At 43.2% G+C, this 16912-nt stretch carries 17 protein-coding genes; 12 read left to right on the top strand and 5 right to left on the bottom strand.

All coding sequences use genetic code 11. The annotated features are described in order from the left end of the window. Window positions 1-16: 16 nt before the first annotated feature. From COP04_RS18920 to COP04_RS18905, 4 genes are all read right to left on the bottom strand, one after another. A complete protein-coding gene (locus COP04_RS18920; RefSeq protein ID WP_100489438.1) occupies window positions 17-370 on the bottom strand; it encodes a hypothetical protein in 354 nt (117 codons plus the stop codon). Further along, the gene (locus COP04_RS18915) at window positions 348-968 is read right to left on the bottom strand and encodes an ImmA/IrrE family metallo-endopeptidase (RefSeq protein ID WP_100489437.1); all 621 of its coding nucleotides are present in this window, start codon (window positions 966-968) and stop codon (window positions 348-350) included. The genes COP04_RS18920 and COP04_RS18915 overlap by 23 nt, the downstream gene beginning before the upstream one ends. 229 nt (window positions 969-1197) lie before the next feature. Further along, on the bottom strand, window positions 1198-1434 hold the full coding sequence (locus COP04_RS18910; protein WP_100489436.1) for a hypothetical protein: 237 nt from the start codon (window positions 1432-1434) through the stop codon (window positions 1198-1200). A gap of 236 nt (window positions 1435-1670) precedes the next feature. Next, on the bottom strand, window positions 1671-2039 hold the full coding sequence (locus COP04_RS18905; RefSeq protein WP_100489435.1) for a helix-turn-helix domain-containing protein: 369 nt from the start codon (window positions 2037-2039) through the stop codon (window positions 1671-1673). A 191-nt stretch (window positions 2040-2230) separates the two neighbouring features. Here COP04_RS18905 and COP04_RS18900 point away from each other — a divergent pair, with 191 nt between their 5' ends. From COP04_RS18900 to COP04_RS18885, 3 genes are all read left to right on the top strand, one after another. Then, a complete protein-coding gene (locus COP04_RS18900; protein ID WP_275656890.1) occupies window positions 2231-2404 on the top strand; it encodes a helix-turn-helix transcriptional regulator in 174 nt (57 codons plus the stop codon). A 259-nt stretch (window positions 2405-2663) separates the two neighbouring features. Continuing rightward, window positions 2664-3335 (top strand): BRO family protein, encoded by a 672-nt coding sequence (locus COP04_RS18895; RefSeq protein ID WP_100489433.1) that lies wholly within the window; start codon window positions 2664-2666, stop codon window positions 3333-3335. A gap of 456 nt (window positions 3336-3791) precedes the next feature. Further along, a complete protein-coding gene (locus COP04_RS18885; protein WP_100489431.1) occupies window positions 3792-4661 on the top strand; it encodes a DnaD domain protein in 870 nt (289 codons plus the stop codon). Window positions 4662-4771: 110 nt separating this feature from the next. Here the strand turns inward: COP04_RS18885 and COP04_RS18880 are convergent, their stop codons facing one another. After that, window positions 4772-4885 (bottom strand): YjcZ family sporulation protein, encoded by a 114-nt coding sequence (locus COP04_RS18880; protein ID WP_100489430.1) that lies wholly within the window; start codon window positions 4883-4885, stop codon window positions 4772-4774. 343 nt (window positions 4886-5228) lie between these two features. Here COP04_RS18880 and COP04_RS18875 point away from each other — a divergent pair, with 343 nt between their 5' ends. The 9 genes from COP04_RS18875 to COP04_RS18830 all read left to right on the top strand — a co-directional run bounded on the left by COP04_RS18875 (window position 5229) and on the right by COP04_RS18830 (window position 16875). Beyond that, complete coding sequence (locus COP04_RS18875; RefSeq protein ID WP_100489429.1) at window positions 5229-5654, top strand: transcriptional regulator; 426 nt, start codon at window positions 5229-5231, stop codon at window positions 5652-5654. A gap of 703 nt (window positions 5655-6357) precedes the next feature. Further along, window positions 6358-6774 carry a hypothetical protein gene (locus COP04_RS18865; RefSeq protein WP_100489427.1) on the top strand — a complete coding sequence of 139 codons (417 nt, stop codon included), beginning with the start codon at window positions 6358-6360 and terminating at the stop codon, window positions 6772-6774. Between the two features lie 14 nt (window positions 6775-6788). Further along, the gene (locus COP04_RS18860; RefSeq protein ID WP_204988058.1) at window positions 6789-7247 is read left to right on the top strand and encodes a phage tail tube protein; all 459 of its coding nucleotides are present in this window, start codon (window positions 6789-6791) and stop codon (window positions 7245-7247) included. A gap of 46 nt (window positions 7248-7293) precedes the next feature. Then, window positions 7294-7734: a hypothetical protein gene (locus tag COP04_RS18855; RefSeq protein WP_100489425.1), complete on the top strand. Its 441-nt coding sequence runs from the start codon at window positions 7294-7296 to the stop codon at window positions 7732-7734. Between the two features lie 6 nt (window positions 7735-7740). Continuing rightward, entirely contained in the window at window positions 7741-8346 is a 606-nt protein-coding gene (locus COP04_RS18850) for a Gp15 family bacteriophage protein (RefSeq protein WP_100489424.1), read from the top strand. Window positions 8347-8463: 117 nt separating this feature from the next. Next, on the top strand, window positions 8464-11421 hold the full coding sequence (locus COP04_RS18845) for a lytic transglycosylase domain-containing protein (protein WP_157800388.1): 2958 nt from the start codon (window positions 8464-8466) through the stop codon (window positions 11419-11421). Then, window positions 11418-12134, top strand: coding sequence for a hypothetical protein (locus COP04_RS18840; protein WP_100489422.1), 717 nt, complete (start codon window positions 11418-11420; stop codon window positions 12132-12134). Before COP04_RS18845 ends, COP04_RS18840 begins: the two co-directional genes overlap by 4 nt. Further along, window positions 12131-16438 carry a phage tail spike protein gene (locus tag COP04_RS18835; protein ID WP_100489421.1) on the top strand — a complete coding sequence of 1436 codons (4308 nt, stop codon included), beginning with the start codon at window positions 12131-12133 and terminating at the stop codon, window positions 16436-16438. The genes COP04_RS18840 and COP04_RS18835 overlap by 4 nt, the downstream gene beginning before the upstream one ends. Further along, window positions 16438-16875 (top strand): DUF1617 family protein, encoded by a 438-nt coding sequence (locus tag COP04_RS18830; RefSeq protein WP_100489420.1) that lies wholly within the window; start codon window positions 16438-16440, stop codon window positions 16873-16875. The genes COP04_RS18835 and COP04_RS18830 overlap by 1 nt, the downstream gene beginning before the upstream one ends. The last annotated feature ends 37 nt before the right edge of the window (window positions 16876-16912 follow it).

The following is a 16912-nucleotide window of genomic DNA, read 5'->3' as shown; positions in this document are numbered from 1 at the left end:
ACAGAGTAGGAAACGTCTAGATCCAAACAAATCGTTCTTTTCCGATTTGCAAAATTTCTTCTATGTCGGATATTTGAAAGATCAGCCTTTCAATCTTTTCTGGTTCAATAAACTGGCTGATGCGGCATTTGACTGCTTTCAGATTGATGCCTATTTGTTCCGGCATTTCTTTATTGATCATCATCTCCCCGGCGTGTACAGAGCACCCGATGCGTCCATCGTCAAAATCAATGCTGCCGATTCGCTCAAATGGTGCGCCGACAAAAAAGAAAAGTTTGCTGTCATTCCAATCAATTGTGCCTTCTATCGCATACCAAAGCGGAAACAGATGGCCTTCATGATCAGTATCATAATAAATTCTTGATCTCAAATTTTTCGCCCTTCTCTGTCAGTTGTGTTTTTAATTGCTTCATGATGCGCTGTGTTTCAGGCGATTGTTCCGAAAGGTTGTATCTGGGGGGCGCCGGTTCACAGATGATGGCCTCATATTCATCCGCCTGATTTTGCAGAATCCGATGCCGATATTGTTCCAGTCGCTGATCAACAAAAGCCGGGTTGACATGGAACTTTCCGGCCACAAAAGGAGAGGCATCGCTTTCCGGCCAGTGCAGTTGATCCAGCATGAAGGTTGGGATGCAGAAATGCAGGGCAAAATTTCTGGCTTTATTCTCGCGCAACTCTCGGAGAGGTACCGGAAAGTAGATCTGGTTGCCGGCATCTTTCAAGGCGTGGAACAACTCATGCCCGAACGTTTCCCATTGGTCTTCAGGGCTGATCAGTTTTGTATTCAGATTGATGACCACCCGGCCGTTTGAACGAACGGACTTATTGCAGAAACTGGAGTGCAGGACTTCAATATGCAGTTTCTGAGCAATTTCGTCCATAGCCAGCTCATCCGGATTTGATATATTTATCGAATCGTAAAGATATTTGATATAGTCTTCTAATTTTGTTTGGTGCAAGTACAATAGGATCACCTCTATACAGGAATATATGTTCGATTATAAAACCAAAAGAAAAGCCCGTAAAGGGGGCTTGTCTATTTATCCGACATGCAAGTAAAGATAGTCAGTTTGGCCGCCCAGGTTCACATATACCTTCCATGTGCCCGGAGTGGTACGAGTCCCAACCTTCCAACGCCAAGTTGCATAGCCTTTACTATTTGACTTTTTATAGCCCAATGTTTGTGATCTGCTCTTACCGGACTTTATAGTAAACGGTCGCGTAGCCTTCTGAACTTCTTTTCCCTTCTACTGTGAAATAAGCATACTGACCGCGCCGTACAGTTAGATGTGTACTTGTCACTCTAAGCGGAGTTATCTTAGCATAAGCTGTGTTCTGAGTTTGGGCGATTCCATGAGGTGTGAATGAAATGCCTGACAGGATACTTAATGACAGAACAACAGCTGTAATGACCTTTAGAAACTTTTTCATAATGGTTTCCCCCATAAATTATTTTCGCCCTTTCCGGCAAAATACTAAATTAATAGGGGAGAGGAGATATATGCATTTAAAGTAGTGGAATTCCGTCTTCTCTCCGATAGTGAAAAAAGATTAGTTAACATGTACTTGTTAAGTTGATTGAGAAATCACCATTAGGTCCTTAAACATCATTAAGTTATTATATCACTGGGAATGATGCTAAAAGTATACAGCTGAAAGTAAAAAAATCATTTTTTGTTTTTTCTTTCGTCCTGCTCTTTCCAAAACTTCATAAAACCAATCAAGTCTTTTTTTGCTTCCTCAGGATTACCCGGCATGTCCTTAAACGCTGCAGTGAAGTCTGGATCTTCCATTAACTTTTGAATTTCTTCATCAACGCTTTCATTGGAGTTTGGAATGTCGGTATCTCCTAACAGATAAGCCCTGGTCACGCCAAACACATCGGCTAATTTTTGCAATGTATCATAATCAGGGTTTCTATTACCCTGTTCATACATTGCATAAGTGGTTCTGGCAATTCCAATCTTGTTTGCTAGATCTTCCTGTGTCATTTTTTTCTGGGTTCGTAAAAGGCTGAGTCTATCTTTTAATAGCATCATATCAGTCCTCTAATTTATTAATATAATTATAGCTCCACAATATGTGACATATTATTATTTACACGAAAAGAGTAATCATTGCAAGTTTATACTTGACTAGACACATAACGTGACATATAATCTTAAACATAAATCGGTTACACAATACGCGTCATCAAAAGGGGATGATATAAACGAGGGATTGGTTAATTGCTGTCAGGAAACGACGAAACATGACACAGGCTAATGTTGCTGAGAAAGCTAATATAGCAAGAACAACATATGCCATGATCGAAACCGGTGAAAGAAACACATCTGTTGATATTGCGAAAAAAATTGCTCAAGTTCTGAACTTTGATTGGACAATTTTTTTTGAACAGTAATGTCACAAACTGTGTACAAAAAGATGAGAGGTATCATAAGCAGCCAAAAACAGACTAAGAAAAAATCGAAACAAGTATCAGGTAAGAGCGATTCAGATCTGTATGATTTTACAATGAAATGCCCGGATTTTGGAAGGCACCATTCGGAGGAATGGAGACTAGAACAGTGGGAGCAAATTGATGTGGATCTATTTCTTTTGGTTCCGACTTCTCGGCCAGGGGAGGAATACCAATCCAACATAAGGGAGTGAGAAGGAAAATGGAGCAACTGCAGCATTTCGATTTTAAAGGTTTAGCAGTTTCAGTCATCGACAAGGCCGGTGAAATTTGGTTCAAAGCTCAGAATGTTTGCGACGCACTTAAAATACAGAATACGTCGGACGCTATGAAAGGGTTAGATAAATATGAAATGACTGGATTCAATCTAGTCAGCCAGTCAGGCGAAACCAACTTCATCAGTGAGCCGGGGCTTTATCATCTCCTTAATGATTTCCGAAAACCGGAGACAAAACCTTTTCAGTACTGGGTCAATCACGAAGTGCTGCCGATTTTAAAAAAAACGGCCATGAAAACGATGGACGAAAGACAATCGTTGATCGCTTGTATGAGTCTGATGGCAGTGGCGGCTGAGAATACGGAGAAATTGAAGAGAGTCACTCAGCAGCAGGCACAAAAAATCATAGAACTGGATGAAAAAGTGGAATCCCAGATCACCCTTGATCATGGTGAACAGCGCCGGTTGCAGAAGGCTGTGGCCCACCGTGTCTATGCGCTCGAAGTTGATAAGGGCGAGCAGCGCAAGCTGTTTCAGGAAATTTACCGGGAACTGAAGAAAAGGTTCGCCGTCGCCAGCTACAAAGACATCTTGCGCCGGGAACTCCAGGATGCTATCCGATGTGTTGAAGCATATAAGCCAAAACGATTTGCTTAAAAAATGTTGAAAGAAGGTAATCACATGACCCGGGTTCAGAGCAGATGTCCCAGAGATGGCTTTATTGAATTTGTAACGTGCAATAAAGAATGCATTGGTGAAGTATTCAGAAGAGCTTAAATCTGCTCATTCACGTTTCTGTAATCTGCCAATAATTTTAACTGTGGAGAGAAACAGGACGTGAACCACAACTTGGCACGCAATTAATTTACAGGCTGTCGGCTTTGGTGTCAGGTAATGTTCTGCCCATGAGAATGAAGATCAGTTTATCGAGGGGGCTTGAAATGACAAAAGCCCGATTAACAGGAGTTGATGATGGAACAAGCCCGGCCGGCTTGGATGATGCACTGGCATGGAGTAATGCTTGTAATGATCAGCTAGCATGGGCAGGCCGTGTTTCATATTTTCGGCTGCGGCAGGACTCTGACAGTCCCGCAGCTTGTGAGGTGATGATTTGTGAACTATATCACTCAGATTAACGCATTTTATGATCGGCTCGAGACGAATTCACTGAGCACATCGGCAATTACTTTATGGCATGCCCTGATGCATATAAACAATAAAGCTGCATGGCGGAGAGAATTTCCGGTAGCTGTATCGGTGTTATGTGTTAAGACGGGTCTTGCGGAACGTACCATCTTCAAAGCAAGAAATGAATTAAAGCAGAACGGATTTATTGAGTTTCGGTCACGGCGGGGGAATCAAGCCGCAGTTTATAAATTGGCAGATTTGTCTGCACCTGATGCATACAATCGTGCGGGTAAATGGGTAAAAAACACTTTGTTTGCACCTGATGGTGGCAATCGCGCCGACAACTGTGCAGACAGTCATGCCGGCAACCCGGCCACATTAGTTAGCAGTGGACGAAACAAAACAGGCAATAATACTGCTGCTTCCAAGTCAAACTTTTTTGATTCTTACATGATCTGCTTCGGACGCCAGCCAACGCCGCTTTTGTTGGACGAAATCACAGATTACATCGATAACGATGGACTATCTGAAAGTCTTGTCTGTCTGGCATTTGAGAAGGCGTCTCAAAATGGCAAACAGTATCCCTATGCCCGGTCCATTTTGAATAGCTGGATCAAAAAAGGTATTAAAAACGTTGCCCAGGCAAATGCGGAACAGAAAAAGTTCATGGATTCAAAGAAGCGGCAAAGCGATCAGAGTGGTTCTGCCCATGTTCATCATGAGCCGGAACCCGCATGGATGAAAAACAAACAGCAGGGAGAAAAAAGCGAGCATGAGGATGATTCAGCCTTTCCGGAGGGAATGACGACTGAAGAGAGAGCGCAATGGCTGGAAGCTTATATGGGCAATATCTAGGAGGAAAGCTAAGCGGCTGGAAGAAATTTGATTGAATGCCAAAAGGGCACCCGGGTGCAGGTGCTCTTGGCTGGCAATGTCCTTTTGTTAGTTTTGACGGATCTGGTTGTCTACCATCTTACAAAGGAAACGCCAACGATAATCAAAAGAATAAACAGAACGACAATCAGCGCAAATCCGCTGCCGCTGCCATACCCGCCGCTGTATCCACCATCAGAACACATCATCGAACACCTCCTCATCATGTGTTAATACATTTTATGAGTGGAAGATGTGTATGAAAGGGACAGATCAATGAGTCAAAAAGCCTGTTTAACGTGGGCATGGCAAAGCAAAAGAAATCGGAATATTGAAATACGCGTTTCAATTGATGGGTGTGTTTAACCAAGCGCTAGTGTCTGTATGATTTATTTATTTGTTTGTTGGAAGGAGTGTGGGCGTGGTGAAGACTAAGGATCCGGAATATGGATGCAAAGGTTGCATCTGGTTGGATAAAGAAGGACTCTGCCCGTTCCAGAGATGCGTGAAGAAGAATGGATGGCTTACAGATAGATGGAGGCGAAACGAATGCCAGTAAGTGAGAAATTAAGATCGGCAACGTTTAAACATATAGAAGCGGAACTGTATGCCTTTAATGATACCAAGAAAGAGATTCGGAAGTTGCGCGAAGAGGTTATATTTGGAGTAAACAACGATGATGAAAATGTGGGTGGCGGGCGAAGTAACTATCCTGGACGACCAACAGAACTGATTGCGACAAGACTGGCAACAAACAGAAAGTTGAGAAATCTTGAAGAAATAGTTCAGGCGATCGAGACTGCATACAGCCAGGTAACGGAAGATCATCGGAAAATCATTAAGCTGCGTTATTGGAGCAATTTAAATCTAACTTGGGACAGTATAGCTGACAGATGTAATATGCACCGGAATACGGCTACTAAATACCGGAAAGATTTCGTGCTTATAGTTGCTGATAAAATTGGCTGGCTATGAATCGTGTGCAAAGCTTGTGCATTTGACCCGCAATTTTATTGTATTATAGTATCATGAAAAGAGGGCGGGGAGTTGAGAAGGTCCCTTGGCAAAGATCAGGATACGGGACACTTTTATAAAAGTGTCCCGTAGTGGATGATACCCTTTATTTAATTTTCTCCAGATGACGTTTAGAAACAGGTTAAAAAACTTGAGCTTAATAAGAATCTGTGAGTCTTTATATTTTGCCCTCAGCATGGCGTTAAAAGGCTTATTTTTTATGACTAAAAAAGGAGGATTCACATGGACAATTTTTCCAAACCAGTTGGGCCTGTAATTCTTTTTTGAAGACCCAGAACCATTAGATTCCATGTCATAAACGAAGGGAAGTAATCTAACGCTATTTAATTTCATCAGCAGGAGATAATTGCGGCACCCGCTGATAATATCCCTGATCTGTTTGGCGACTACATACTGATCAGGGATGGCAGTGAATATCCATCGGAATGGACGTGTAGTTTACAGTCATGCCGCAAGATCCGGACGGAGAGCTGCCGATGATTGTATCGCTCAACATTACACAACTGGTAGCCGGTCATCTATTATCCGGAATATGATTTCAAACCAATGAGAACAAAGAGGCCACGCGCTTTGGTTTGATACGGTAAAAACAGAATTTAGGCACAATGACCTGACGTGGTACAAAAGGTGGTGATGGGATACCTTGGCAGGAACTGAACTTGACTTTCAGGATCAGATGATCGCAGCCGTTGAGGCAAACTGTAACTTATTTACTTATATAAGTTTTCCTCTCATACCGCCGTCATCGAATGGAACGCCGCAAAATGGTATCTCCTTTACGTTGATACCAATGGGTCAGGCTTTTCGTAACTATGATGGGCAGTGGGACAAAACGTTTGCTTTTCAAGTAACATGCCGGCATACAGACCAGTTGACAGCACTGAATGCATTGTTGTCGATTGGCTGGTATGTCGATGGGTTAAATCCAGATGATATTAAGAGCCAAAATGGCTCTTTTTATTTTGTCAATGGACAGGTAACCAGTCCCAACTTTTTGTTAAAGGACGATTACGGTTACGTTTATACGTCCATGCATCAAGCAGAATTACTACTTTACTAAGGAGATGAATGAGTTTGGTAGCTTTTAATCTGAACTTTAAAAACAAATTTGAAATTGACACAGCCGGAACGTTGGATCCGACGGTGACAACGGGTGCTACCTTTGTCACGATTGCCAAAGGTATTCAGACCGTGACCCCGGCACCTGGTGATACAACCGACAATACACCATATTATGACGGACAAGGTTTTTCTCAGACTGATCGTACCGGGATTAACTTTTCACTGGCGTTCGCTGGTAACCGTGTCGAAGGAGATCCGGCACAGGATTTCATTGTCAGTAAAGAGTTTGCATTGGGTGACGAAGCCAAAACGCTACTCAGATGGACTAAAACAGACGGTACCGTCATTATTGCTCAGGTTTCTCTGACAGCCATTACAGCAAGTGGCGGTGCGGCAAATGCAAAGCAGACTTTCAGCTTCACGGCGAACTTCAACGGCCTTCCGGCTGTTACTACGCCACCGGCAGGCTGATTTACGGGGCTCCGGCCCCGGTACATAACCGAAAGGAGAGATGATGATGATAAATATTGACATAGAACAAAACAAACAGTTGGAAGAAGTCATATTTGGAGGTACGCACTACAATATTGATTTTTCCGATGAAAAGCAGAAGCAATATGCTGCAGCGTTTGAAAAGATCGGCAAAAAATTAGAGAAAGTGATAAAGGAATATGACGACCTAGCCGCTGATGAAAAGGCAACCGGTGATGTTCTTGCAAAAAAGAGCATTGATCTGATTGAAACTCAGCGTGACGGGAGTATTCAGTTTCTTGATCTTATTTTTGGCAAAGGTGAAGGCCAGAAAATCTATGAAAAGTGTGGCAAATCTACAGAATATCTTCGCGACAAAACGGAGGAACTAGCAACGGCACTGTCTCTCAAACGTGACAGTGAACGTAAAGAACGCTTAAAAGCCATTAAAAGTAAATATATCCATTACCACAGGAACAAACGGTGATGCGCTGTGCTGAGTCTAAAGCAACCGCTTGATGACAAAATCAGGATAAATGGACGGGATTATTTTCTTGATCTAAGTTTTGATAATGTCCTGCGCTGGTATGAATTAATTGACGATGACAGTATAAATGAAATGGGGAAAATATTGCTCGCCTTTGAGATGTTCATCCCGGAATGTGAAGTGGACGTGGACACACAGATCAAGGCGATTCAGGCAATCTCTAAGTATATTGCCGGAGAACCCAATGACGGCCAGGAGACATCCGATCAAACACAATATTACAGTTTTTCGAAGGATGCAGAATATATTTACGCGTCCTTTTTACAGGAATACGGCATTGATCTCATTGACCAACAGGGTGTGATGCGATGGGAGAAGTTTATCGCCCTATTCAAGGGTCTGCGTGATAACACGAAGATTAACCAGATCATTGGAATTCGTGCGACAGATGTACCAAACGGCAGCAGTGAGTATGAGAAGGCGGAACGAGAGCGTATATTACAGCTCAAAAGTGCTTATGCACTGGATAGCGAACAGAACAGGCAGGAGCAGGAAACACGAATGGACCACATGTTTGACACGCTTGTAAACATGGCAAGGAAGGGAGGATAAATGATGAGCAATGGGTCGGCAGTTATTGAAGTAACGCTGGATGACAAAAAAATTAAATCTGATACATCAAAAATTGAAGCTATTTTAAAAGCGATGGGTGCTACCGCGGGTGACACGATGTATAAATCATTTGCCAAAAACACCGACAAAATGGTTAATGATGTCAAGCAAACTCATGATGAGATAAAAAAGGCTGTCTCTTCTCCAATTAAACAGATTGTCGAAGTAGTTGATAAAACACGTGGCAGCATGGAACAAATTAGAGATAACATAAATAAAATTCCCAGGGAAAAGACGATAACTGTCAAAGCTAAAGATGAAGCGTCTGCGCAGCTGCAGGACCTTCGGCTTGCCGCACAGAAAACCAGTGACGCTTATGATCATATGAAGAGCGTCTTTGCCAACACAGGAGTGACAGGTGTTATATTGACGCTGAAAAGTGGCCTCGATGGAGCAGTAGCTGCTCTAAAGAATGTTGCCTCGATCATAAGTGCCTTTGATACGGTTATGAACAGCTTAAAACAACTCAGAACACATTTCTCACGTACAACTGCTAGTGCCAAAGACTTGGCATCAGCTGAAGCAGAGATTGGATCAGGCGGTTCAGGTATTGGAGGAGGAACTGTTGGAAAAAACAAGGGAGCGGTTGGAGCAGGTGAAACAGTTGCCAAAGACAGCGAGACGGTCGTGAAAGACGGTGGAACGATTGCCAAAGATTTAAGCGGAAGCGGACGAATTCTTGGTACGTTAGGAAAGGTTGGAAAAGCAGCTGAGGCGGGGTCAGCCGTATTAGATGTAATTTCTTCTTTATCAGGTCTAATGGGCATGACGAAAAAAACGATCGGATCTCATGTTGGAGATACCATCGGGTCACTCGGTGGAACATGGGGAGGAGCTGCTACAGGTGCGGCCATTGGAACTTTAGCCGATCCATTCACACTCGGTCTAGGAACACCGATCGGAGGAGCAATTGGTGCCGCTGCAGGATCATTCGCCGGTTCTGCATTTGGGAAAGCATTCGGATCATGGATACAGAAAAATGTAGAAGAAATCGGAAAACCAATAATCAATACGTCAATTAATTGGGGGAAAAGTGTCGGCAAAAATACTCAGTCGGCACTTAACCAATATGTTGGATTTTCGGACACGGCACAGCGTCAGCTTGAAAATATAGTTGTAACGGGCCAGAAAGTTTCTAAACAGAATGTTGGTTCATTAGTTAAACCCTATCAACAAATGGCTGATGATATTATCGGTCATTTTAACCGGACGAAATCAGGTGCTGCTAAAGCCCTTGCAGGTTTGAAAACAACAAACAAGAGTGAATACGATGCAATATTAAAAGAAACAACGACTAGTACGAATCAGAAAGAAAGCAATGTTCGTAAAATTGAAAGCCAAATTGAATCAATTTATAACAATGCAGCTAAAAATCATCGTACACTCACAGCAAGTGAGCAGTCACAGATCAATAAATTGCAAGGTAAAATGAATAGCTACGCGGTGCAGTCCATGTCTAACAGTTCAAAACAGCAGGAAATTATACTTGGCAAACTCAAGGATCACGCTGGGAGTATTTCTGCACAGCAAGCTGCATCGATTGTACGCAATGCCAATAAACAGGAACAAGGCGCTATTTCTGCCGCCAATAATGAGTACAAGCAAGTTATAAAAAGTGCAAACCAAAAATTCAATGGCGTGAAAAACTGGGCTGATCAGCAATATTACGTCAATCATTCAATTTCGCGAAAACAGTATGACGATATTATAACTACGGCTACACAGGAACGAGATGGAGTAATTGGTCGTGCAAAACAGCAGCACGATCAAGTGGTAAGTAAAGCGCAGAATATGCGTGATATGACTGTTTATTACGCAAAGCAGCAGGCAAAAGGACACGCCGATCAGGTTGACTGGGAAACTGGAAATGTACTATCGCCTTGGAACGATATGGTGAACACGATTAAGGGATGGTGGCAAAGTATTGTCAATTTCTTTACGGGTAAAGGAAGTTCACCTGTTGCATATAGCCATTCCACAAATACGCATGGCATGGCTTATGCGCATGGCATAGGAGGACATCCGGGTGGCCGTGCACTAGTTGGAGATGGTGTCGGATCCAACGCAGGACCTGAAGCGATTTTCCTGCCCAGTGGGCAATTAACGTTTTCTCCTGCTCAACCAACCATAGTGGACTTGCCTGCAGGAACATCGGTACTCTCAGCGACAGCTACGAGAGAACTGTTTGGCATGGTTCCTCACTACGCGGGAGGAATATTATCCAATGTTCTTAATTGGCTCTTACAGGGCCCAAGCAAATTCATCAATAACTCATTAAATGCACTCGGTTTAGGTAAAATGGCAAATGCTGTTCCCGGTCAATTTGGCAATGTGGCCTGGAGTATGCTCGATAAGACAGGATCGTTGGCAGTCAATTGGGCGAAAAGAAATATGTCGAATTGGATTGGCGGACTTCTGGAAATTCCAGGTAAAGTGTCTGGAACGCTTAAAAACTGGATTGGAGAAGCAATGTCCATCGCACGTATTCCAGCGTCGTGGGCATCAGGTCTCGCTTCTATAGCGATGCATGAATCCGGAGGCAATCCAAATTCAGTAAACCATTGGGACTCTAATGCAAAGGCTGGTCATCCATCTATGGGATTGATGCAGATGATTGGATCCACTTTTTCCGCGAATGTGATGCCAGGATTTAAGAATATTCTCAATCCAATCGACAGCATCATTGCATCCTACAATTATATCCGCAAACGCTACGGTAATATTATGAATGTTCCCGGGATAGTTTCCACGTCTCATGGTGGAAGATATGTCGGCTATGCCAATGGCACACCAAACGTCAATGGATTGCTGTCCCATCTTAATCAACCACAGATTGTCATTCCTTCTATTTCAGGATATGGGGGATTGGCTGGAAATTCGCAAAACATCACGCAAAACGATGGTGGTGTGACGTTGCATATTGACAATTATTATGACAACACAGGCAAAGGTCCGCAGCAACTCGGTGAAGAACTGAGCTTCTACACGCGCAGAAAGAAGGGGCTGAAATCATGACAAGCGGATACTTCACTTTTAATAATGGTTCATCGCTTGACTACGGATTAAAGGTTGCAATGCCCTTGACGATTCCTTCACCTTCGCGTGATGTGACGTTCCAGGCTGTTCCGGGACGAACTGGGGATTTGGTCATTGATAATAAACGTTTCGAAAACGTCAACTTTTCGTTTAACTGCTCTGTTTTCCCGAAAAATGGCCTTGATCTAACGCAACAGGCAGGTCTTATTAAAAATTGGCTGCAATCCGTGTTTAGTTATCAAAAATTATGGACTGACATTGATCCAGACTATTACCATATGGCTTTTTGCAATAGCGCGCTCGATCTTCAGGAAGTCATCAAATACTTTGGAAAAGCAAACATTATTTTTTCCTGCAAGGCTTTTAAATATCGGGTAGATGGCGACAACACACAAACTTTGACTGCTCCGGGGACGATAACAAATCCGGAAGTGTGGGCATCCAACCCTTATATCAAAATTACGGGTACTGGCAATATCACGCTGCATATTAACGATCAGGATGTGGTTTTAACATCAGTCAGCCAGTATATCGAGCTGGACACGAATTTACAATCTGCTTATAAGGGCACGCAGTTGTTGAACAATCAACTTTTTTCAGATTGTCCGGTGCTTGAACCAGGGGTCAACAATATCAGTTGGGACGGAACTGTAACACAGGTTGACATCGTGCCAAGGTGGTGGGCATTATGATACCGATTCTATACTCGTCAAACGAGACAAACTTTAATCATCATGGTATAGGAACATTAACGGATACGATATCTGCACAAGTGACAGAGGAGCGAAACGGATTGTTTGAACTGGAATTTACTTATCCGGTCAGCAGTCCGTTATTTAATTTGATTCAGAAAGACTCCATCGTTAAGGCTAAAGCCAACGATAACGCCAATATGGATCCGCAGCTGTTTCGTATTTACGATATATCAAAACCGATTAATGGCGTGGTTGATTATAAGGCCGAGCATATCAGTTATATGCTGAAATACAATCCGATCGGCAAGATAAGCGTAAACGGAAACGGTCAGTCTATGCTGGATGCTATTCTGCAAAATACCGTTTTTCCACACTCTTTTACTGGTGTCAGTGATGTAACGACGAACGCAACATCCACATTGTCCCATATGTCTGCCGGTGATGCCCTAGAGGGAACAAATGGTGATGGTAGTCTGGTTGAGAACTGGCAAGGTGAGTTCATGTGGGACAACTTTGTTATTCATCATTCCCAAAACCGTGGTACAGATACAGGGGTCGTTATTGCCTACGGTAAAAATCTAACTGACCTGACTCAGGAGGAACTAATTGACCAGACTTATACGTCGATTTATCCCTATGCGACTATTCAGGATGCTAACGGGAACGATATAATTCTGGAATTACCTGAAAAGAACATTAATAGCCAGTATGTCAGCAACTATGCTTTTAATCGCTGTCTCCCTGTCGATCTAAGTTCCACTACTGTGACAGACGTCGCTTCTTTGAGGTCAGCAGCGCAAAAATACATCACAGATAATAATATCGGGCAGCCTACCGTAAATTTTACGGTCAGCTTTATTAGCTTGTGGCAAACGGAAGAATATAAGAGTATCGCGCCGCTTGAAAAGGTCAATCTGTGCGACTTGGTCACCGTTCGATTTAAGAATTTAGGTATTGACGAAAAGGCTGAGGTTATACAGACCGTTTATGATACTTTGCTTGAACGATACATTAGCATGCAGCTGGGACAATTTAAAACAAACCTTGCTACTGATATAGCTGGCATGCAGACATCCTTACAGGGCCTGTCTGCAGCCGCTAATCAAGCAGTCAAAACATCGGGATATGCTCTAACACAGGCGAACGGAAAGAATAAAACCTATTACTCTGCGACTCAGCCAACGGGAAGTCTTATCTCAGGTGACATCTGGTACAAGATTGTTAATGGACAATATACAGATATGTATCGATTTGATGGGGTTGCATGGAATCTTATCTTGTCCAACGATACGAACAATGCAATGAACGCCGCTACCTCAGCCCAGCAGGCGGCGGATAATGCGACTACGGCGGCACAGCAGGCTTCATCGGATGCCGCAAATGCCATTACCCAGGCAAACAGTGCCGTGGCGACAGCGGGCAGCGCAGTCACGCAAGCCCAGCAGGCAATAAGTACGGCCAACTCAGCAACCAGCACGGCAAACGGCGCTCAGCAGTCCATATATAGTAAGGTGTGGATGTCTGATGTTAATGGAGCCGTTGCTGCAGTGCAGGTCGGCGGGACGAACTTAGTGTTAGGTACTGCTTTTTCTGATCTCTCACAATGGGCAAAAACGGGTTCAGGTCAATACGTCATCGACTCTACTAATCTTTATAACGGAAATAACTCTTTAAAAATATCAACGACAGCTTCGGGTTACGATGGAGTTCATAGCCTTTCTGCACCTTTGCTCAACCCGTCGTCAACCTATACGCTTTCTTTATATGTCTACATTAGTTCGGTTATGGACATTCCGTCTGATAAAAATCTACGTATCTATATTTTTGAGTATAACAGCAGTAATTATGTTGTGGCTGCACCTGAAACGGATATTGTTAACGGTCAGCTTGTACCGGGACAATGGAACAAAATAGTCTTTTCATTCAGTACAGTTTCAACCGTTGCCTACTTTGGATCCTTAATGATGGATTTTAAAAACGTTGCGGGCACAGCTCAGGTTTGGGTATCACAAATTAAACTGGAATCGGGAAACAAACCCACTGGCTGGAGCCCGGCTCCGGCTGATATGGCTACAGCGACGCAGTTTAGTACGCTGAATCAGACCGTTAACGGCATCAGCACACAGGTTGCTAATAAAGTTGATACCAGCACTTATAACAGTTACATGGCACAGACGGCGAACACGATTGCCACGCTTTTGACACAAACAGATGCATCTAATACGTATGCCACACAAAGCGCATTGAGCCAGACATCAAACAGTCTGACCAGTCAGATTACGACAGCAGTTAATAATGTACAAGTGGGCGGGACAAACCTATTGAGTAATTCGACTGATTACAGTTCAGCTAATTGGGCGGTTACTGAGTTTTCGGGAAGTACCACGAACACGATCACGGTTACGGAAAACTCGGCCTTTTATAATAATCAATCTACATGGCACATAAATAGCGTGGGTTCTGGCACAGATCAAGGCTTGCTAAGAAGTATAACCGGTCTCCAAAATGGGACGCAATACACCGTTTCGCTGCCTTATAAATTAGTGCCTGGATCATCTACGAGTGTAGGAAACGGTTTTCCATGTCTAACAAACTTAGCGAATAATACGATTATCAAAAGTAATAGTACGATGATTGCAGATGGAAACTGGCATGTTGCGACTGTTACCACCTCTCCAATAGACGGTGGATTCAAAATCAGGTTGACATTAGGGGCAATAACTGATATAGATATTGCCCCAATTAAACTGGAATCAGGCAACAAGGCTACAGATTGGTCTCCGGCTCCTGCCGACATGGCGAACCAGTCACAGATCACCCAGTTATCCAATGCCATAAATCTGCGGGTGCAGAAGAATGATGTGGTCAACCAGATCAATTTGTCCACAGAATCTATCCTGATTTCCGGGAATAAGGTGCATATCACCGGGCAGACGACGATTGACAACGCCGTGATTACGAGTGCAATGATTGCGTCCGTAGATGCAGGTACGATTAATACCGGTATATTAAATGCCGCACGAATCGGTGCAGGAACGGTCACAGCAGATAAATTGGCGGTGACTAGCCTAGCAGCTATCAGTGCGAATCTCGGCACAGTCAACGCTGGGATAATCAATGGTGTGACCATCAACGGAGCAGATATCGTCACGATGAATAGCCAAGACCAGAAAATAGAAATGAAAGCTGGACAGCTTTCATTCTACGGGGCAGACGGATCAAACATTGGGGCACTAGTAGCAACGTATGATGGTACAAATAATGGGATTAGCTTTACAACGCAATCAGGAAATAACTATGTTTCGATTGGCTATGCAGATGGTAACTATTTCCCCAGCTCTTTTCAAGCGAATACGGACGGTACCGCTTTTGCGGCAGGACGTGGAGACTTTAAGATTATCATTAGGGATACGGCGACGAGTACAACCTACTACAATGTGTTTGAGGCGACCCAAACTGGCGCTATAGGAAGCCGAGTTATTCAAGCCGCCTTTAACACGGACTTATATATGAATACCCGTAGTATAAGCTTTGATGCCACCGGAACTATGAATAACCATATTTATTGCAATGATGGTCAGAATCTAAACATTATTGGAAAAGGAGCAGTTAATCTATTAGCAGGATCAGGTACAGCGATACAGACCGTGGCTGGGGAAACTAACATCTTCGGGAACCTAAATATGGAAGGCTGGAAAGTGTATAACGCCGGGCAAATAAAGAGTGGGAATGTCTATATGGATGGCGGCAACTCAATATCAGATGATGTGGCTGCTCTATGGCTTCATTCCGGAAGTGGATCTCAAAACTTGTATATAGATTCAAACGCTATCTATAACATGGGAACCTATAATCAGTCTACTTCAGGAGCAGCAAATATGACTATAGATGGTAACGGATATTTTCGTCGTAGTACGTCGGCTACAAAATATAAGGAAAACATTGAATATAACATTACGGATGATTATGCGGATCAGATCCTCGGCTTGAGACCCGCTAGTTGGCATGATAAGGCACAAGACGAAGCCTTTGCAGCGTATATAGAAAGCGGTCGTGATGAAAGCATCATGAGTTCCGGCTATTTGCAGCGTTATTACGGATTAATTGCTGAGGACTTAATAAAAACAGGATTATCTGAGTATGTAACCTACGGAGCAGCAGATAACAATGGTAATCGAGAGATAGAGGGTATCGAGTACAGTCGACTCTGGACACTACTCATCCCTATAACAAAGCGGCATGATGATGAGATTAAGCAATTAAAAGCAGAAATCGTACAATTAAAAGGAGCTGCATCATAATGGAAATTAGAATCGAAAATCAGAAACTCGTACTATCTATCAATCTATTATACTCACTCTCTCTGAGGGGTCAGCAGTCCAGACATCGGACAAAGTTTATCCGGTTGCTGCAAGCGAAGCTAGACGATTTTGCGAAAGATGAGCAGGACATGCGGAAGGAGGAATGCAATCTTGGTGAAGACGGCGAACCGAAGACGTATAGGAAGGCTGGTCAGGAACTGCTAGATATTAAGAATTTAGACCACTTTATGGCAGCCCGAAAAGAACTGTATGAGGAAGAACGAGTCATTGACGGTGGAGATAATCAGGTTGTTATGCTGACAGTGAAAAAAATACTTGATGAATGCGATAAGGAATTAACAGGTCAGGAAGCTGACACCTACGATTATCTGTGTGACCAATTTGAAAAAGCAGGAGCCAAGAAGAGTGCCAAATAAGGTGCTTTTTTAATACAAAATTTTAGGAGGAATCACC

The organism is Sporolactobacillus pectinivorans, assembly GCF_002802965.1.
GTDB classification, from domain to species: Bacteria; Bacillota; Bacilli; order Bacillales; family Sporolactobacillaceae; genus Sporolactobacillus; species Sporolactobacillus pectinivorans.
This window is presented reverse-complemented; position numbering and strand designations above follow the sequence as displayed.

Bases quoted from the DNA above. Each gene is read 5' to 3' on its own strand.
- COP04_RS18910 (WP_100489436.1), bottom strand. From the start codon at position 1,434: ATGAAAAAGTTTCTAAAGGTCATTACAGCTGTTGTTCTGTCATTAAGT.
- COP04_RS18905 (WP_100489435.1), bottom strand. From the start codon at position 2,039: ATGCTATTAAAAGATAGACTCAGCCTTTTACGAACCCAGAAAAAAATG.
- COP04_RS18895 (WP_100489433.1), top strand. From the start codon at position 2,664: ATGGAGCAACTGCAGCATTTCGATTTTAAAGGTTTAGCAGTTTCAGTC.
- COP04_RS18880 (WP_100489430.1), bottom strand. From the start codon at position 4,885: ATGTGTTCTGATGGTGGATACAGCGGCGGGTATGGCAGCGGCAGCGGA.
- COP04_RS18875 (WP_100489429.1), top strand. From the start codon at position 5,229: ATGCCAGTAAGTGAGAAATTAAGATCGGCAACGTTTAAACATATAGAA.
- COP04_RS18855 (WP_100489425.1), top strand. From the start codon at position 7,294: ATGATAAATATTGACATAGAACAAAACAAACAGTTGGAAGAAGTCATA.
- COP04_RS18845 (WP_157800388.1), top strand. From the start codon at position 8,464: ATGTATAAATCATTTGCCAAAAACACCGACAAAATGGTTAATGATGTC.
- COP04_RS18840 (WP_100489422.1), top strand. From the start codon at position 11,418: ATGACAAGCGGATACTTCACTTTTAATAATGGTTCATCGCTTGACTAC.
- COP04_RS18835 (WP_100489421.1), top strand. From the start codon at position 12,131: ATGATACCGATTCTATACTCGTCAAACGAGACAAACTTTAATCATCAT.
- COP04_RS18830 (WP_100489420.1), top strand. From the start codon at position 16,438: ATGGAAATTAGAATCGAAAATCAGAAACTCGTACTATCTATCAATCTA.